Origin of the sequence: Novosphingobium panipatense (assembly GCF_900182875.1) — a bacterium.
In the GTDB taxonomy this organism is placed as follows: domain Bacteria; phylum Pseudomonadota; class Alphaproteobacteria; order Sphingomonadales; family Sphingomonadaceae; genus Novosphingobium; species Novosphingobium panipatense.
This window is the reverse complement of record NZ_FXUI01000002.1, coordinates 169,464-187,335: the sequence shown is the minus strand read 5'-3', so window position 1 is coordinate 187,335 and position 17,872 is coordinate 169,464. Positions and strand designations below refer to the sequence as shown.

Genomic DNA, 17,872 nt, shown 5'->3' with positions numbered 1-17,872 from the left:
TCGGATCTAAGCCTCCGCCGGTGCACCGCACGCAGAGCAGGACGACGAGGGAAGTGGGCAGTAAGGTCAAAGCCGAGCACGACTGCGCGTCCAACGGCACAGGCCGAATGCACTGCGTCGAGTGGCGGGACATGGAAAAGTGCGCGGCCGAGTGGGACAGCCTTGCCGCCAGAGCGGCCGAGGCCAATCCCTTCTTCGAGAGCTGGTATCTTCTTGCCTCGCTGCGCCATTTGCCGCGCACGCGGATGGTGAAAATCCTCTGTTTCGAGCGTGACGGCGAACTGGCGGGATTGCTGCCGGTCGTCCGGTCGAGCCGCTACTATCGCTGGCCTCTGCCTCATATCTCCAGCTGGCTCCATGAGAACTGCTTCTGCGGCGTACCTCTCGTGGCGACGGGAGCCGAGCAGGCTTTCTGGCAGGCTCTGTTGCGCTGGACCGACCGGAATCCGGGCGGAGCGCTTTTCCTCCACATGCGTGGCATGGTTCTGGGCGGGCCTTTGCATGAGGCCCTTGGCGCCGTCGCAACCGAGACGCCCCGGCAGGTGGAGGTGGTCCATGCAGAGACGCGTGCGATGCTGGCGTCCACCCTATCGCCAGAAGCCTATCTGGAAACCTCCCTTTCCGGCAAGAAGCGCAAGGAACTGCGCAGGCAGACCTCAAGGCTCGCAGAGCAAGGCACGCTCCGGGTGGAGCGGCGCACGGATGCGGCGGACGTTGGGGAGTGGTGCACTCATTTCCTTCGGCTCGAGCGGTCGGGTTGGAAGGGGCGATCGGGCTCGGCACTCGCCTCCGCGGAATGCACCTCCGCGCTCTTTCGCGACAGCCTGGGCGCGGCCGCCGCGCGCGGGCGTTTGGAAAGGCTGTCCCTCACACTCGACGGCCGGCCGATCGCAATGCTGGCAACGTTTCTCACTCCGCCAGGCGCTTTCTCGTTCAAGACGGCGTTCGATGAAGACTTCTCCCGCTTCTCCCCCGGAGTGCTGCTGCAGCGAGAGAACCTGCAGATTCTCGCACGCCGAGACATAGAATGGAGCGACAGCTGTGCTGCGGCAAATCATCCCATGATCGATCGTCTCTGGCGGGAGCGGCGAAGGATCGGTTACGTGTCCATCGCGATCGGCAGTGCCCTGCGCCGCGCCGCCTTCCGGCGGTTGGTGCGCGCGGAAACGGGACGCAGCCCGGTGAAGGTCGTCTGATGCCACCACTCAGCGCTGAAAACGCCGCCGTCTTTCCGGTAGAAGAGCGGAAAACGTTCGCCGCCGGCTACCCGGAAAGGCCTCACAAGCTCCGCCACTGGCTCGGTTCGCATCCCCTTCTGGAACTTGAAGCCCTTGCACGGCTTGCGGAAGCCTTGCCCTCAGGTTCGGTCGAGTGGAACGCGAGCGATCAGCCGATCGGGGTTGACGGCAAGCCCGATCCCACAGGTATTCCAATAGGTGCGACGATCCGTCAAATTGACAGCGCAAGATCGTGGGCAGTCCTAAAGAACATCGAACAGGACTCCGCCTATGCCGAGCTTCTCGGGTCGCTTCTGGAGGAGCTTCGTCCCGTCATCGAGGCCCGGACGGGTCGGATGCTAAAGACGCAAGGGTTCGTATTCGTCACCAGTGCCGGCGGCGTCACCCCTTACCACTTCGATCCCGAGCACAATATCCTCATGCAGGTCCGGGGCTCAAAAACAATGACGCAGTTTCCGGCAGGAGCCAGCGTATTCGCACCTGATGAAGTGCATGAGGCATATCATACCGGTGGGGGGCGGGAGCTCCGGTGGCAGGATACCTTCCTCAGAAAGGGTCAGGAGTTCGAACTGACGGCTGGTGAAGCTGTCTACGTTCCGGTCATGGCGCCTCACTTCGTGCGGAACGGGCTGAAGCCTTCCATATCCCTCTCCATCACGTGGCGTTCCGAATGGAGTTTCGCAGAGGCGGATGCACGCGCCTTCAACAGAGTGCTTCGCCGGTTCGGAGCCGAACCCCGGCCGCCCGGGCGCTGGCCGGCCACCAATACGAGCAAGGCGTTTGCCTGGCGCGTGCTCCGCAAGCTGAACCTTGCTGATCGTTTGATCCGATAACTCTTAGCGGAACCACCGCGTTCCTTTTGCGATTAAGTCGCATTAGCTATGGCGTGAAAGGACCGCCGATGACTCGCGATCTGACAAAGACCCTTAGCTTCCTGGCGTTACACCTCATCGTGGGCTTCACCGTAGCTTACCTCATCACGGGCTCCGTCACCATGGCAGGAGGCATCGCTCTGATTGAACCGATGGTCAATGCCGTCGTGTTCTTCTTCCACGAACGCGCGTGGCGGCAAGACATGCCGCTGATCGACCTTCTCCTTCACCGGCACACGGCGACCACCTGACGATCACCACTGGGGGTCAAGGCCTGCGGGTTCCCTCGTTCCACATGGCGGGGCCCCCTTCGCCGCGATATTCCAGCACGGGACAGAAATCCTCCGGCTCGTTGACGAGATCGTCGAACAAGGCTCCGAAGTGAACCATCGCCCGCAGCAGTTCTCCTTCTGTCGCCTCATGCCGAACAGCCTTCTGCGCGATGCGGTGCCCTGTCGCGTAAAGGGTGCGCATCTCACCGCAAGGCGCTGACAGGTCCGGCCCGCGATCGGCTTCGACCACGGAATGGCCTCGCGCAGTGATTATTTCCGCCAGCAGCATATCGGCGCACTTCACGGCCCCCGCAGGATCCCTGTCGTAGCGAGCACGGATGTCCCGCCACGCCTGAACGAAGCGATCCCGGCGAAACGCCGTCAGCGGGCGGATATCCCGGTCTGCCGATGGCTTGCGACCACGAACAGGAGTACGCTCCTCCCCGGGCGCCGCCAAAGCGGCAGCCATCCACCTGTTATCCGGCCCGGCCTGCCGCCTCACAGAGTAGCGCGTCCGGAATGCGGCCACGGCGAGCCCCGCAAAAAGAGCAACAATCGCCACTCCAAGCACGATCTCGGTCGAACTAAGTGTTTGCACGGCGAGTCTCCCGGTGTGGCGCTTGCTTCCGAAAGATGAACCCGCGCAGTCCTGTATAGTTTCCCGCCTGCGTGGCCGATCAGCCGATCAGCCGCCGGGATGATAGAAGTCGTAGATCGCTTGCGCCACGGCGGCACTGACGCCGGGGGCACGCTGCAGGTCTTCGAGACTGGCTGCCCGCACCTTTCCGGCCGTGCCGAAATGCAGGAGCAAGGCGCGCTTCCGGGCCGGTCCGACGCCGGGGATCTCATCCAGCGGGCTCGCGGTGATGGCCCGGCTGCGCTTGGCCCGATGTGCGCCGATGGCGAACCGGTGAACTTCGTCCCGCAAGCGCTGGAGGTGAAACAGCACGGGTGAGTTCACCGGCAGCATCTTTTCGCGGCCGTCAGGGAAGTGGAACACCTCTCGTCCTTCACGTCCGTGATGCGGCCCCTTGGCGATGGCAATCAGGTTGAGGTCTTCAATGCCGAGTTCCTCCAGCGCTTCCCTTACGGAGCTCATCTGGCCCTTCCCGCCATCGATCAGCACCAGATCCGGCCATGTGCCGCTCTGCCGCTCCGGATCTTCCTCCTGAGCCCTTCCGAAGCGTCGCGTCATGACCTCGCGCATCATTGCATAGTCGTCGTCGGTCTGGGCGCTCTTGATGTTGAACTTCCGGTATTGGCTGGTGATGAACCCTTCGGGTCCCGCCACCACCATCGCGCCCAGGGCCTTCGTTCCAGAGATATGGCTGTTGTCGTAGATCTCGACCCGCTGCGGCAGTTCCGGGAGTTCGAGGAACTCGGCCATCTCCCGCCACACCTTTGCCTGTGTGCCCCGCTCCGCCAGGCGGCGGTCCAGCGCTTCCGAAGCGTTGCGAGCTGCCTGCGCGATCAGACGCTTGCGGCTTCCGCGCTGCGGGACGGATATGTCCACTTTGCCGCCGGCACCTTCGCGAAGCGCCTCGGAGATCAGTTCGGCCTCCGGCAATTCCCGATCGACCAGAATACAGCGAGCCGGCGGCACTTCCTCGTAGAACTGCGCGAGGAAGCTTTGCATGACTTCCTCTTCGCTCAAGCCTTCCGTATGCGTCGGGAAGAAGGCCCGATGGCCCCAGTTCTGTCCTCCACGGATGAAGAACGCCTGGACGCCGATCTGCCCGCCCTTGCTGGCCATCGCAAAGATGTCGGCGTTGTCCAGACCCTCCGCATTGATGGCCTGGCTTCCCTGGATGAAGGTCGCCGCGCGAAGGCGGTCGCGCAGCATGGCGGCCCTCTCGAAATCGAGGTTTGCCGCAGCCTCCGCCATCTGCCCTTCCATCTTACGCTGGACTGCGCTGGACTTGCCGCCAAGGAAATCCTTCGCCTCCTGCACGAGTTCCGCATAACCCGCCTCGTCGATACGTCCGACGCACGGGGCGGAGCAGCGCTTGATCTGATAGAGCAGACAGGGTCTGTCCCGCCGCGCGAAGAAGCTGTCGGTGCAGCTTCGGAGCAGAAACAGCTTCTGCAGCGCGTTGATCGTCGTGTTGACGGATCCGGCGCTGGCGAAGGGACCGTAGTAGTGGCCCTTCATCCGTCGGGCTCCGCGATGCTTCATGATGCGCGGAAACGAATGATCGGTGCGCAGGAGAATGAACGGAAACGATTTGTCGTCGCGAAGCAGCACGTTGTAGGCCGGGCGAAAGCGCTTGATCAGCTGCGCTTCGAGCAGCAAGGCCTCCGCTTCGGAATTGGTGGTGACGATGGTCATCGACCGCGTCTGGCTGACCATACGCTGCAGTCGGCTGGGCAAGCGTTCCCACTGCGTGTAATTGGCGACGCGGTTCTTGAGTGCACGCGCTTTTCCAACGTACAGCACATCGCCGCGCGCATCCTGCATGCGGTAGACGCCGGGCTTGGGGGGCAGTGTCCGAACGGTGTCGCGGATCACTTCAACGCCGGCCTGAAGGTCAGGCTGGTCTGATCCACGCACGATGGATGTCGCCCGCTCCTCGTTGAAGCGTTCGAGGCGGTTTGGTTGGTCGGGAGTGCCGGCAGGTGTTCGCGCCATGTTCGTGCAGATAGGGCATGGCGCGCCGGATCGGTAGACCCGATCCAGCGCTTTTCCTTAGAACATCTTGCGAAAATCGATGCCCACCACACGGCCCTGTGGTTCGCGGTAAGCCGGCTGGTAGGCGATCGGCACAAGGCCGTTCTGGTCCGTTACCCTCTGGCGCGAATCCAGCAGATTGTCGGCCGTCAGCGAAAGACGCGATCCTTTCAGGAAAGGAACCCGCTCGACGAGATCCTCATTGCGACCGAGGTCGGCGAAGATGCGTAGCGAGACATCGAACGTACTGCCGAACCGGAGGTCCTGACTACCGGGGGCGCCGGAGCCCAGCACCCTGGCAGGCGCTTCCCACTCCGCCTTGAGGCGCAGGCCGTAGCCGTTCTTGAACAGGCCGCCCTCGGCTTCGATGGCGTGGCGAGGCACGCCGCCCGCCGTTATGGAATCGCCGTCGAGCTGGTCGAGCACGGGTATTCCCGGAGCGATCCGAACCGTGTCGCTGAAGCGCCATGTGTGATAGATGGAGAGGTTCCAGCGACTGCCGCGCCCGCCGGGAGGGCCCATTCCCGGACCACCCGCGCTGCGTCCACCCGGTTCGTCCGAACGTCCGCCTTCAGGCCTGCCGCCCGGTTCCGCACCGGCCAGAGGTGGCGGTCCGCCGAACGCCTCCCGAGGAGCGCCGCTGCCGCTGCTGGAAGCGTCACCACCGCCCGGCGCCGCACCGCTGCTGCAGAACCGCTGCCGCAACTCCGAGAGCTTGGCAGGGTCCACCTTCCCGTCTTCGCCAAGCAGACGCTGACGCATCCGCTCCGGCAAGCTGGCGATGTCCGGCGGCCCACTGCCGCCGGAACACAGAGCGGTCCGCAAGCGCTCGAAGCGCTCCGTGTTCATCCGGCCTTCGCCAGGTGCGCCCGCTTCTCCGCCTGCGGCGCGTCCATCGGCCGAGCAGGCGCGCTGCTTGAACTGATCCAGCTTGGCCGGATCGATCCGGCCGTCGTCCCCCGACAACCGTGTACGAAGGCCCTCCGGCAGCGTGGCCGGATCGGGCGCGGCCGCCCCGGGCGCGCAGAGCTGTGCGCGGATTGCAGCAAAACGCGCAGGGTCGAAGCGCGATCGATCCGGCGCCGCTCCATCCGGCGTTTGACCATCGGGCGCCCGAGCTCCGGGCATCGGCCCGGCCGGACCCGTGACCGTCTGCGGCGGCGCATCCGCCATCCGTGCCCCCGAGCCACTGCTTCCGGCACGCGAACCCTGAGCTTCACCGGCCGAAGAGCCGCCGAGGCTGCCGGAGATGTTGAACCCCCAGCGCAGGGAGGACGTCTTGACCTCGTCGAAGGTCACGGCTCGCCGGTCAATGGCGATCAGGTTTCCTGCGGCGTCGCGTGTTACACGATCCGGGAAAGCCGCCTCGATAGCCGGGGTGAGCAGGGGAAACGCCTGGGTCACATCGCTCGACCGGTTGCGGAAGTATTCCACGATGAGGTTCGACCGCTCAAGGAACGGAAGCTTCCATTGTGCTGAGATCTTCCAGTCGCGCTGCGTTTCCTTGCGCAGATTTGGATTCCCGCCGGTGATGGTCGTGACCAGCGCGGTGCGCGAATTGGTGAAGTCGTAGACGGGCACATTGTAGGTTTCGATCAGCGGCGCGGCGAGTTGGTTCAGCTGGGGCGCCGCCTCATCGACGATGTAGCTGGCCTGGAGCATCAGGGTGTCCGTCGGGGACCAGGTAAGACCCGCACTCCAGTCCTTCAGCGTGCCGAAGTCGGAGAGATGATCAACCCCGCCGCTGAGGTTCAGCGTGATGTCCCCGACCGCTCCGAGGAAGTCTTCACCCTTGCTGGTAAGCGGGAGGGCCAGGTTGACGCCGCCCAGCAGGTCTCCCCGCTTCAGAGTCACGTCGTCCGCCGAGTTGCGGGTGTCGTCGCTCATCGACCGGTCGTAGTCGTACCCGGCCTTGACCGTCAGGTTCGCTTCACCGGCCGGAAGGCGGAACGGCATGCCCGAAAGCGTCACAAGGTTGCTCAAGGTGAGCTGGCGTGAGCGCGCGATGTCGACGTTGCTTCCGGTCACCGGCGGCAACGCTCCGGCTATATCGAGTTCCCCCGCTTCGGCAGCCGCCACCAGGCCGGACGTGTCGCGGCGCCGATCGACGCGGGTGTTGCTGTCGGTGTACGTGGCGTTGGACGTCGCGCTCATCTGCCAGTTGCCGATGAGCGTGCTGTAACCAAGGCCGCCCTCGAATGTGTCCGTCACGGAGCGGTTCGTCAGCGGATCGGGCAGCGTGCGCCGCAGGCTCTCGCCGTCATACTCCAGCGTGACAGTATCGAGGCCGGACAGGGAGGTCGTTTCCGAGCGGGTATAACCACCGGTTACGGTGATCGCACCGGCCAGCCCCTTTTCGCCCAGGCCCTGCGTCATGCTGCCTTCTAGGGTAAACTCGTGATCGCGCGCTGCAAGACTGCGGAAATCGGCCGGATCAGGATCACCCGCCACCTGGGACGTGCGGGATTCATCCTGGATGACGTCCCGCTCCGCTTCGGTGAGCATGCTGGTGTTGTCGATCTTGCCGTTGAAGTTGTAACGGCGCGGACCGGCAACCCGGAACAGCCCGCCCTCCAGTTCGTAGTTGTCGTAGCCGCCACGCGTCGGGAGGTTGTACTCGCCCGAAGTGGTGACAGCCGCGAACTGGTCCTTGAGGATGATGTTGACGACGCGCTGGTTCGCCGAATAGCCGAAACGCAGTGCCACTTCTTCGGGAAGCACTTCCACGCGGCGTATCGCCTCGGGCGGAATGCCGCGCATTTCGCGGAAGCTGGAGATGCGCTGCCCGTTGAGAAGCATCAGCGGCCGTCCGCTACCCCGCCCGCGACCGCTGCCCGTCTGCGGCGAAATCGCCTCCAGCAGTTCCTCGATCGAGGCAACGCCATAGGAGGCGATGTCGTCCTCGTCCAACACCTCGATCGGTTGCTGCGGCACGTCAATCTGCCCCGTGATCCGGGGAGAGGTAACGATAATCTCGTTCTCGTAGACCTCCAGGGGTTCATCGGCATCGGTGCTGCCCGTTATGGTAGGCGCACTGGCCGTTTGAGCCGAAGCGATCGTCGGCCAGGCAAGGCACGCGACCAGACTTAAAAGAGGTAGGGAACGCAAGTGCAATCTCCGCCAGGGTGCATCATGTAAGTACGTCAAATCTTCCCCGCGGCCGCGCTTTTGCATTTCGCACCGGGAGATCACAAGTCGCTGACGGGTATCATTTTGTCGCAAGCGCCTTGCGCCATCATGAACCCGCCGGCCATATGTCGGTGGTCGCTTCGATGCCGAAGAACCGTCCTGCGCGGCTCCCGTTCCGCCCTTACTTTGGTGCTGCCGGGCACCGACGGGCGAAAATCGGCTTTCCGGCTGGGGCAAATACGCTGCCAAGGCTTCCATTTTCGCGGAGTCGTGGCTATGTCGCGCCGCGATGACACACCAGAACAACGGATATTGATCGCCAATGGCGAAAGAAGAACTCCTGGAGATGCGCGGCCGTGTGGTCGAACTCCTCCCCAACGCCATGTTCCGCGTAGAGCTTGAGAACGGGCACGAAATCCTCGGCCATACGGCTGGCAAGATGCGCAAGAACCGCATCCGCGTGCTGGTAGGCGACGAGGTGCTGGTCGAACTGACCCCCTACGACCTTACCAAGGGGCGCATCACGTACCGCTTCATGCCCGGACGCGGCGGCCCCGGCCAGTTCGGATCCTGATCTGACCGCCGGAGATACGTCGGTGGATCCCTCTGGTCCCCGGCCCGTACCGCCCCGGTTGATCCTTGCTTCGGCAAGTCCGCGCCGTCGGGAACTGCTCGCTCGCCTGGGGTTGAGCGGCTTCACGATAGACGCTGCCGACATTGACGAGACGCCGCATACCCGCGAAATCCCGCGCGAATACGCGCGACGGATGGCGCGGGAAAAGGCCCTTGCCCTTTCGCGGACCGACGCCTTCGTGCTGGCGGGCGACACCGTCGTCGCATGCGGCCGCCGTATTTTGCCCAAGGCAGAGGACGAGCAGACCGCACGCGCCTGCCTCGAACTGTTGTCCGGGCAGCGGCATCGGGTTCTTTCGGCAGTAGCCCTTCGCGCTCCGGACGGCACCCTGCGCGAACGGCTCAGCGAAACGATCGTGCGCTTCAAACCGCTCTCCCATGAAGAGATCGAGGCATACGTGGCAGGCGGCGAATGGGAAGGAAAGGCTGGCGGCTACGCCATACAAGGCAGCGCGGAGGGACTGATTGCGTCCATATCCGGCAGCCACTCCGGTGTCGTGGGGCTGCCGCTGTTCGAAACCCGCGCACTTCTGCGCGCTGCAGGTTTCGACATTGGCTGAATGGCTGGTGGAAGAAGGGATCGGCGAGGACCGCGCGATCCTGGTAGAAAACGGCCGCGTAATCGCTGCACGGCTAGTCTGGCCTGGACGCCTTCAGGCCGGTGAAGTGGCCGACGCGGTCCTTCTTTCGCGTCGCGCTGGCTTTTCTCGAGGAACCGTCAGGTTCGATAGCGGCGAAGAGGCGCTGGTCGACGGCCTGCCGCCAGCTGCAAGCGAAGGCGCCCGGCAGCGCGTGGTCGTGACCCGTGCCGCGATGGCGGAAACAGGCCGCCTCAAGCTGGCGCAGGCGCGGATCAGTGATGATGCACCGCGCGCAGCTCCGGCTCTTGCGGCAGCCCTACGCTTCGAGGGCTACCCCGTACGGACAGTCCGTCGTTTCCCGAACGATCCGTGGCCCGACATCCTTGCCGATGCTTTCGACGGTGTCGTTCACTTCGAAGGGGGATCGCTGGTCGTCACGCCCACCCCGGCGATGACCCTCATCGACATAGACGGCGCGCTTCCGCCTCGCGCCCTCGCGCTCGCTGCGGTGCCTGCAATTGCCGAGGCCGTGGGCACGTTCGACCTCGCAGGATCCATAGGCATCGATTTTCCGTCGCTGGAACGCAAGGACGACCGGCGCACCGTCGACGAGGCCCTTGCGACCGCGCTCGACCACTGGCCGCACCAGCGTACGGCGATGAACGGGTTCGGTTTCGTTCAGCTCGTGGCCCGGCTTGAACGCCCTTCCATACCGCACCGGGTCCGTGCGGCGCCTGCGGCCGCCGCCGCCCGCCTGCTCCTCCGACAGGCAGAAGCGGTCACTGAGGCGGGAGCTCTTCTCCTGACCACCCACCCCGCCGTACGCACCGCCATGCAGGACGGATGGCTCGTTGAACTCGGGCGACGTTCGGGCAGGCAAATCCGGTGGCACGAAAACCGCGACCTTGCGCTTCTATCGGGATTCGCGCAGGCCGTGCCGCTATGACCCGCCCTGAACGCAAATGCCCGATCTGCGGCAATCCCCGTGACGCCGAATACACACCCTTCTGCTCGAAACGTTGCCGCGATCGCGATCTCCTGAACTGGCTGGACAACGGTTATGCCTTGCCCGGTCAGCCCTGCGATCCGGAGGACCTTCCAGAACCGCCGACAAACAATCCACAGGATGATTGAAGTTTATTGATCTTTTAGGGCTTGCCAAGAATCGCGGGGTTCGCCATAGGCCCGCCCACACCGCTCGCCGGTCTCTTCGAAGACCGCCGCCGATCGGATGCCCGAGTAGCTCAGTTGGTAGAGCATGCGACTGAAAATCGCAGTGTCGGTGGTTCGAATCCGCCCTCGGGCACCATTTTCCCTTTGGTGTCAGACCTGACAAGAATTGCCCGCTCGGCGGCACGAAGCGTCTTTGCACGGTGCGAACCGCGATCTGGTCGCAAATTGTCTCAGGAGCGAAATGGCGCTTGCGGGCGACCTGCTTTGCTGAATAGGACAAGGGCAAATTCCATTAAGGCATGCCACTTGATTAGCTTTTCTTCCCGAGCCCTCCACCGGTCCTCCGGTTGGCGCTGGGCGATCCTGCTCGGCGCAGCGACTTCCTTGACCGCATGTTCAAGCGAATCGTCCGACGATCCGCGTCAGCGCACGGCTGAAGTCGGCTACATCGTTGCGGGCACTTCCAATGTCCCGCTTCCGGTGACGCTCACCGGTCGCACCGTGGCATTCGAGACATCGGAAGTGCGGCCTCAGGTGACAGGCATCATCCGCAGGCGGCTCTTCACCGAAGGCAGCACGGTCAAGGCAGGCCAACCGCTGTTCGAGATCGACCCCAGCCTTTACCGGGCAGCAGTTAATCAGGCGCAGGCGAACCTTGCCAGCGCGCAAGCTTTGGCAGAAGCTGCAACCGTCAAGGCGGAGCGTTACCGTCCGCTGGTCGAAATGGAAGCGATCGCCAAGCAGGACTACACAAACGCCCTGGCCGAAGCCCGAACGGCCAAGGCCGCGATCGCACAGAATGCCGCCACGCTGGAAACGGCACGCATCAACCTGCGCTTTACGACGGTTCCGGCTCCCATCAGCGGCCGCATAGGGCGCTCCTTGGTGACGGTGGGCGCGCTGGCAAGTGCCAGCCAGACGGATCCTCTTGCAGTCATTCAGCGCATGGACCCGATCTTCGTCGACATGCAGCAATCTGCCGCTGACCTGACCAGCTTGCGCCGCCGCCTTGCTGAGGGAGGCGTCACGCCGGGCAGCACTCAGGTCCATCTGCAGCTCGAAGGCGGGCATCGCTATCCTCTGCCCGGCACCGTTCAGTTTTCGGAAGTCAATGTCGATCCGGCCACCGGCACGGTCACCCTGCGCGCGCGCTTTCCCAATCCGGACGGCGTTCTGCTCCCGGGCATGTTCGTCACCGCCATGTTCCAGCAGGCATCTGACCCTAACGCGATCCTGGTGCCCCAGACGGCAGTGCAACGCGACTTCGACGGCTCCGCCTTTGTCATGCTCGTGGGGGCCGACAACAAGGCCGTCCGTCGCAAGGTCGTGGCGGAGCGGACCTACAACGAATTCTCCGTCGTCACGTCCGGCCTGAAGAACGGCGACAAGGTCATCGTCCAGGGGTTGAACGGGCTGCGTCAGGGCGCAGCGATCAAGCCGGTTCCCGGATCGACGCCGCAGAGAGTTGCTCCGCCCCGGAAGGACGGGCGCGATGAAAAAGCCGCAGGCACTTCCGGCAAGGACGCCTGACCGGCATGTCACGCATCTTCATCGACCGGCCGATCTTCGCCTGGGTTCTTGCGATCATCGTCATGCTCGCTGGCCTGGGCGCCCTGAATTTTCTTCCCAACGAACAGTACCCCGACATCGCGCCGACGCAGGTGAACATCCGCGCCACCTATCAAGGCGCGTCGGCCCAGACGATCGAGAACTCGGTGACGCAGATCATCGAGCAGCAACTTACCGGTATCGACGGGCTGCTCTACTTCAGCTCGTCCTCTAGCAACCGCGGATCGGCAACGATCAACGCGGTCTTCGCCAAAGGGACCGATCCGGACATCGCGCAGGTTCAGGTCCAGAACAAGGTGCAGTCGGCCCTGCCGCGCCTGCCTCAGACGGTGCAGGCGCGGGGTGTGACCGTCACCAAGTCCAATCCGGACCAGCTTCTGCTCGTCGCCGTGTACGACGAGACGGACAGCCGTTCCAACCAGGACGTGTCGGACTATCTCGCCTCGAACATCCAGGATCCGCTCTCCCGCGTCGAGGGCGTGGGCGACGTCGATGTCTTCGGCGCGCCGCATGCCATGCGCATCTGGCTGGATCCGGCGAAGCTGGCAGCCGTGGCGCTCATGCCAAGCGACGTCACCGCAGCCATCCAGGCGCAGAACACCGAAATCGCAGCGGGCGAAATCGGCGGTGTGCCGGCGCTTGAGGGCCAGGCCATCAACGCGGTTGTCACCGCCGGCTCGCGGCTGCAGACCGAGGACCAGTTCCGCCAGATCGTCGTCAAGACGAACGCCGACGGCTCCGTCGTGACGGTGGGCGACGTCGGTCGCGTCGAGATCGGCGCCGACGATTACTCGACCGTCAGCCGCGTAAACGGCCATCCCGGCGCCGGCATCTCCATCTCCCTCGCGCCCGGAGCGGACGCCTTGCGCACCGCCGAAGCGGTCAAGGCGAAAGTGGAAGCCCTTGCCGGCGGGATGCCCGACGGTCTGGCTTACATCTACAGCAGCGACTCCACCCGGTTCATCAAGATCTCCGTGGACGAGGTGGAGAAGGCTCTGTTCGAAGCCATCATCCTCGTCGTCATCGTCATGTTCGTCTTCCTGCAGAGCTGGCGCGCCACATTGATTCCGGCCATCGCGGTCCCCGTCGTCCTTCTGGGTACCTTCGCGGTGTTCTATGTGGTCGGCTTCTCGATGAACACGCTGACACTCTTCGGGCTGGTGCTGGCGATCGGGCTTCTGGTGGACGATGCGATCGTCGTGGTCGAGAACGTGGAACGCCTGCTGGAGGAAAACCCCGGCATGACCCCGCGCGAGGCGACGATCCAGTCCATGGAGGAAATCCAGGTCGCGCTGGTCGCCATTGCCCTTGTGCTCTCAGCCGTATTCCTCCCCATGGCGTTCTTCGGCGGCTCCACCGGCGTCATCTACCGCCAGTTCTCGCTGACCATCGTGACGGCCATGGTGCTCTCGGTATTCGTGGCGCTCATTCTGAGCCCCGCGCTTACCGCCACGCTGCTCAAGCCCAAGTCGCACGACGGGCAGCATGAGCCCACGTGGGTGGACAAGCGCCTACCCTGGCTCAGCAGGGGATGGGAGCGGTTCCACGTGTGGTTCAATGGAACCTTCGAGCGAGGCACCAACGCCTATGTGCGCCAGGTCAGCACCGTCGTTGCGCACAAATGGCGCTGGCTTGCCCTCTTCGCGGTGGCCTGCGTGGGCACTTTCCTCCTGTTCCAGCGCCTGCCCACCGGATTTCTTCCGAACGAGGATCAGGGGACGGTGATGGTGCAGTGGCGTCTGCCGGCCGGCACGCCGCGCTCACGTACCGAAGAAGTGCAACGCCAGGTGGAGACTTATTTCCGGACGCATGAAGCCAGGAACGTCTCCGGCATGTTCTCGGTCGCGGGCGGCGGCCGGGGTGCAGCAGGTCAGAACAGCGGCCAGGCCTTCATCAACCTGACAGACTGGGAGGGGCGCACCGACGCCAAGGACAGCGCACAGGCCATCGTGCAACGCGCGAGCGCAGCTTTCCGGGGACTGCGCGACGCTCAGGTCTTCGTACTGGTGCCTGGCTCCGTCAGAGGGCTCGGCAGTTCATCCGGATTCACCCTGGAGCTTCAGAACGCCAGCGGACTCTCGTCCGAGAAGTTCGCGGCGGCACGCGACCAGCTTCTCGCCCTTGCGGAGAACAATGAGCAGCTGGAAGGCGTTCGCCTGAGCAATCTTCCGGACGTCTCTACCCTGAAGATCGACACCGACATCCGTGCGCTGACGGCCTTCGGACTCACCCCTGGTAACGTGAACTCGACGCTGTCGACCGCATGGGGCGGCACCTACGTCAATGACTTCATCGACAAAGGCCGCGTCAAGCGCGTCTATGTTCAGGGCGATGCCCAGTTCCGCTCCCGGCCGGAAGACCTGGCGCAGTGGTTCGTACGGGGGGCCGATGGCCAGATGGCCCCTTTCTCCGCCTTCTCGACGATCAGTTGGTCCACGGCGCCAAGCTCGACATCGCGCTTCAATGGCCTTCCCGCCTACGAGTTCTCAGGCGAGGCCGCGCCGGGCGTCAGTTCAGGCACGGCGATGAACGTGATGGAGCAACTCATCGCCGACATTCCGGGGGTCAGTGTCGCCTGGGCCGGTGCCTCCTACCAGGAACGGCTGTCCTCCGGTCAAGGCCCTGTTCTCTACGCCTTGTCGCTGCTCGTGGTGTTTCTCTGTCTGGCGGCACTCTATGAAAGCTGGTCCATCCCGGTTGCCGTCATCCTTGTCATTCCGCTCGGACTGCTTGGTGCAATCGCCTTCGTGACTCTTCGCGGGCTTGAAAACAACGTGTACCTCCAGATCGGCCTTCTCACGACGATGGGGCTCGCGGCCAAGAACGCGATCCTGATGATCGAGTTTGCCGAGCAGGCGGAGCGCAAAGGCAAGCGGGTTATCGATGCGGCTTTGGAGGCCGCGAAGATCAGGCTCCGCCCGATCCTCATGACAAGCTTCGCCTTCATCTTCGGCGTACTTCCGCTCGCGCTCGCCAGCGGCGCGGGCGCCAACAGCCGTATCGCCATCGGCACCGCCGTCGTCGGCGGCATGCTCACTGCAACGATCCTGGCGATCTTCTACATCCCGCTGTTCTTCGTGCTCGTGCGCCGCGGCGTCCGTGACGGGGTGGCGGCTTTGCGTGAAAAGCTCAGGGAACGCCGCCAGGATTCCGGAGAAGCAGCATGAAGCTTAACCTTCGGCTGACGGCGGCCGTCCTGCCTGCACTGGCGCTGGGTGCCTGTTCGCTAGCCCCGCGGTACGTTCAGCCCGTAGCTCCCGTGGCGCCTTCCTGGCCGGCAGGCAACGCCTATCTAGCGCAAAGCGAAGCTACGCTGCCAGTCGTGTCCTACAGGGACGTCTTTCGCGATCCCAGGCTTCAGGCACTGATCGAACAGGCGCTTGCGAACAATCGAGACCTGCGGGTCGCCGCCGCGAATGTGGCGGCTGCCCGCGCACAGGTCCGGGTGACGCGCGCGAACCAGTTTCCCGCCGTGGGGCTTTCCGCTGCGGCCAGCGAAAGCCAGACAGGAGGCGGGTTCGGTCGAAACGGCACGAACCTTTCGTTGCAGGGCGGCATCTCGTCCTTCGAACTGGATCTGTTCGGCAAACTTGCGAATGCCACGGAAGCCGACCGGAACATAGCGCTTGCCACCGAGGCCGCCGCGCGGACCGTCCGCCTTGCGCTTGTCGCCGATCTTGCACAAGCCTGGGCCAACTACGGCGCGGACCAGGACCTGCTGAAGATTGCAGAGGACACGGCCCAAAACGCCTCCGATAGCGTCAGGCTATCCTTTGCCCGATTGAGGGGCGGCGTTGCTGCCCGGACCGAATTGCGGCAGGCGGAGCAGGTCCTCGAGACCGCCAGGGGTGATGTTGCAGCGCAGCGCGCGCTTATTGCACAGGACGTCAACGCCATCCGGCTCCTCACCGGCGCCGAAGTCGACGAAAGCCTGCTTCCGACTGGCGTTGAGGAGGTGAACGCCAGCTTCGCCGAAGTACCTGCGGGAACAAGCACGCAGATCCTGCTGCGGCGCCCCGATGTAGTGCAGGCGGAATATCAGCTTCGCGCCGCCAATGCCGACATCGGCGTTGCCCGCGCACAGCTGTTCCCTTCAATTTCCCTGAGTGCGCTGATCGGCTTTGCAGGTCAGTCGCTCTCCTCCTTGTTTGAAGGCAGTTCGCGAACGACCTCCTTCGGTGGGGACGCGGCCTGGTCGATCTTCAATGCCGGCGGGCGAGTAGCCAATGTCGAGGTTACCCGGGCGCAGCGCGATGCCGCGCTTGCGAGCTACGAAGGAGCAATTCAGACTGCCTTCCAGGAGGTCGCTGACGCGCTCGCCGACCAGGGCACTCTCGCTGAGCGGCTCCGCGCGGCAAGTGCCTTCACGGAAGCCGCGCGGGACAATGCGGCGTTGGCGGAGGCCACCTACCAGCGCGGTATCGTCGGCTCGCTCGAAAACCTCGACGCGCAGCGCAGTCTCTACTTCGCGCGCCGATCCGACATCGCGGTGAGACTGCAACAGGCCCGAAACCGCGTCATCCTTTACCGGGTGCTCGGCGGCGACCAGGCGACGGCCGCCGTGGACGCGCGGCAGTCAACCCAGATGCCCTGATCCCATGATCAGCTGAAAAGCGGAACGATCTGCGGCAGATCCACCGTGGTGCGGATGCCGGGCTCCGCTGCACAAACGGCGGGGATGGCGTTAATCGGACGATGCGCCGTCAGTCCCGGTGTATAGGCGGCATAATCCTGCGGCGACACGGGAAAGTAGATGTCGACCTTCACGGGCGTATCCCCTTCCGTCGTCACCCGCCAGCCGGACTCGCGCAGGTCCCAATCATCCTCGATATCGGGGGTCACATACCAGTTGGCGCGAAAACGCAGAATGTCGCGTCCCTGGTGCCGACAAGTGATCGTCGTTCGCATTGCGCCCACTGTGCCGCCGGGCACCCTCCCCGCCGCGATCTCGATATCCTGCCGACTAGCGGACAGTTCTCCTACCGCGTCAACCTCATCGCACGGCAGGCCGATGGCTTCCGCAATCTGCGATAGAGAACTGCCGAAATCCCCCTTGAGATGCTCGGCCCGTCGCTGATCGAACGGTCCCATCGGAGCAGCGAAGCCCATGATGTGGAAGAGCATGTCAGGCGAATTGCGCGAGGACACATCGGCGTATTCGTCGATCGTGAGAAGACCATGCTCACGCTGGAGCGAAAGCAGAGGAATGGCGAGTGCCTCCGTCACGAAGCCGGGGCTGGATCCCGTGGAGTATATCGAAGTGTTCCCCTTCCGGCAGGCCTCTTCGATCCTCGACCGATTTTGCGGCTTCATCATTGCGGGATGATGAAAGTCTCCCCTGGTCGTGACGACGTTCTTCCCGGACGCGAGAAGCGTACAGAGCGCGTCCCAGTCTGTCCCCTGCGGCATGAAGAGCACGCAGTCGGCGTCCAGGGCGGCGATTTCCTCCAGAGAATTGGTGGCCGTCACGCCAGTCGGCCCGAGGCCGCAAAGTTCCCCCGCGTCCTTCCCGGCCTTCTCCGCCGAACTCACCCACAAGCCGGCGAGTTCCATCCGGGGGTGCTCGATGACCATGCGCAATGCACGGCTGCCCACGTTGCCGGTGGCCCATTGAATCACCCGCCACGTCCTGTCTGTCGACACGGCTCTCTCCCTAAGCCTTGGCCTTCTTCTTTGCCCGCAGGTGACCGCATGGCTTCGCTCCTCGCAATCCCCATACGGGAACGGGCAGATCAAA

At 64.0% G+C, this 17,872-nt stretch carries 14 protein-coding genes and 1 tRNA gene; 11 read left to right on the top strand and 4 right to left on the bottom strand.

Going from position 1 to position 17,872, the window contains the following annotated elements; all coding sequences use genetic code 11:
• Positions 1 to 53: 53 nt before the first annotated feature.
• The 3 genes from QOL62_RS03765 (at position 54) to QOL62_RS03755 (ending at position 2,361) form a co-directional block, all read left to right on the top strand.
• A complete protein-coding gene (locus QOL62_RS03765) occupies positions 54 to 1,196 on the top strand; it encodes a GNAT family N-acetyltransferase (RefSeq protein WP_283405239.1) in 1,143 nt (380 codons plus the stop codon).
• Positions 1,196 to 2,071 carry a cupin-like domain-containing protein gene (locus QOL62_RS03760; protein WP_283405238.1) on the top strand — a complete coding sequence of 292 codons (876 nt, stop codon included), beginning with the start codon at positions 1,196 to 1,198 and terminating at the stop codon, positions 2,069 to 2,071. Before QOL62_RS03765 ends, QOL62_RS03760 begins: the two co-directional genes overlap by 1 nt.
• 68 nt (positions 2,072 to 2,139) lie before the next feature.
• A complete protein-coding gene (locus tag QOL62_RS03755; RefSeq protein ID WP_103729619.1) occupies positions 2,140 to 2,361 on the top strand; it encodes a DUF2061 domain-containing protein in 222 nt (73 codons plus the stop codon).
• 16 nt (positions 2,362 to 2,377) lie between these two features.
• Here the strand turns inward: QOL62_RS03755 and QOL62_RS03750 are convergent, their stop codons facing one another.
• The 3 genes from QOL62_RS03750 to QOL62_RS03740 form a co-directional block, all read right to left on the bottom strand.
• Entirely contained in the window at positions 2,378 to 2,980 is a 603-nt protein-coding gene (locus QOL62_RS03750) for a hypothetical protein (RefSeq protein ID WP_283405237.1), read from the bottom strand.
• Between the two features lie 87 nt (positions 2,981 to 3,067).
• Positions 3,068 to 5,011 (bottom strand): excinuclease ABC subunit UvrC, encoded by a 1,944-nt coding sequence (gene uvrC / locus QOL62_RS03745; RefSeq protein ID WP_283405236.1) that lies wholly within the window; start codon positions 5,009 to 5,011, stop codon positions 3,068 to 3,070.
• A 57-nt stretch (positions 5,012 to 5,068) separates the two neighbouring features.
• Positions 5,069 to 8,158: a TonB-dependent receptor plug domain-containing protein gene (locus QOL62_RS03740; RefSeq protein ID WP_283405235.1), complete on the bottom strand. Its 3,090-nt coding sequence runs from the start codon at positions 8,156 to 8,158 to the stop codon at positions 5,069 to 5,071.
• A 343-nt stretch (positions 8,159 to 8,501) separates the two neighbouring features.
• Here QOL62_RS03740 and infA point away from each other — a divergent pair, with 343 nt between their 5' ends.
• The 8 genes from infA to QOL62_RS03700 all read left to right on the top strand — a co-directional run bounded on the left by infA (position 8,502) and on the right by QOL62_RS03700 (position 16,729).
• A complete protein-coding gene (infA, locus tag QOL62_RS03735) occupies positions 8,502 to 8,753 on the top strand; it encodes a translation initiation factor IF-1 (protein ID WP_103729615.1) in 252 nt (83 codons plus the stop codon).
• A gap of 22 nt (positions 8,754 to 8,775) precedes the next feature.
• Positions 8,776 to 9,372 (top strand): Maf family protein, encoded by a 597-nt coding sequence (locus QOL62_RS03730; RefSeq protein ID WP_283405234.1) that lies wholly within the window; start codon positions 8,776 to 8,778, stop codon positions 9,370 to 9,372.
• Positions 9,365 to 10,339 (top strand): ribonuclease E/G family protein, encoded by a 975-nt coding sequence (locus QOL62_RS03725; protein WP_283405233.1) that lies wholly within the window; start codon positions 9,365 to 9,367, stop codon positions 10,337 to 10,339. Before QOL62_RS03730 ends, QOL62_RS03725 begins: the two co-directional genes overlap by 8 nt.
• The gene (locus QOL62_RS03720; RefSeq protein ID WP_283405232.1) at positions 10,336 to 10,527 is read left to right on the top strand and encodes a DNA gyrase inhibitor YacG; all 192 of its coding nucleotides are present in this window, start codon (positions 10,336 to 10,338) and stop codon (positions 10,525 to 10,527) included. Before QOL62_RS03725 ends, QOL62_RS03720 begins: the two co-directional genes overlap by 4 nt.
• Before the next feature lie 99 nt (positions 10,528 to 10,626).
• Positions 10,627 to 10,702: transfer RNA gene (locus QOL62_RS03715), tRNA-Phe, on the top strand.
• A gap of 248 nt (positions 10,703 to 10,950) precedes the next feature.
• On the top strand, positions 10,951 to 12,096 hold the full coding sequence (locus QOL62_RS03710) for an efflux RND transporter periplasmic adaptor subunit (protein ID WP_158250670.1): 1,146 nt from the start codon (positions 10,951 to 10,953) through the stop codon (positions 12,094 to 12,096).
• A gap of 5 nt (positions 12,097 to 12,101) precedes the next feature.
• Positions 12,102 to 15,302 (top strand): multidrug efflux RND transporter permease subunit, encoded by a 3,201-nt coding sequence (locus QOL62_RS03705; protein WP_283405231.1) that lies wholly within the window; start codon positions 12,102 to 12,104, stop codon positions 15,300 to 15,302.
• Positions 15,299 to 16,729 (top strand): efflux transporter outer membrane subunit, encoded by a 1,431-nt coding sequence (locus tag QOL62_RS03700; RefSeq protein WP_283405230.1) that lies wholly within the window; start codon positions 15,299 to 15,301, stop codon positions 16,727 to 16,729. The genes QOL62_RS03705 and QOL62_RS03700 overlap by 4 nt, the downstream gene beginning before the upstream one ends.
• Positions 16,730 to 16,737: 8 nt before the next feature.
• Here QOL62_RS03700 and QOL62_RS03695 read toward each other — a convergent pair whose 3' ends face one another.
• Positions 16,738 to 17,778: an NAD(P)H-dependent amine dehydrogenase family protein gene (locus tag QOL62_RS03695; protein ID WP_283405229.1), complete on the bottom strand. Its 1,041-nt coding sequence runs from the start codon at positions 17,776 to 17,778 to the stop codon at positions 16,738 to 16,740.
• Between the last annotated feature and the right edge of the window lie 94 nt (positions 17,779 to 17,872).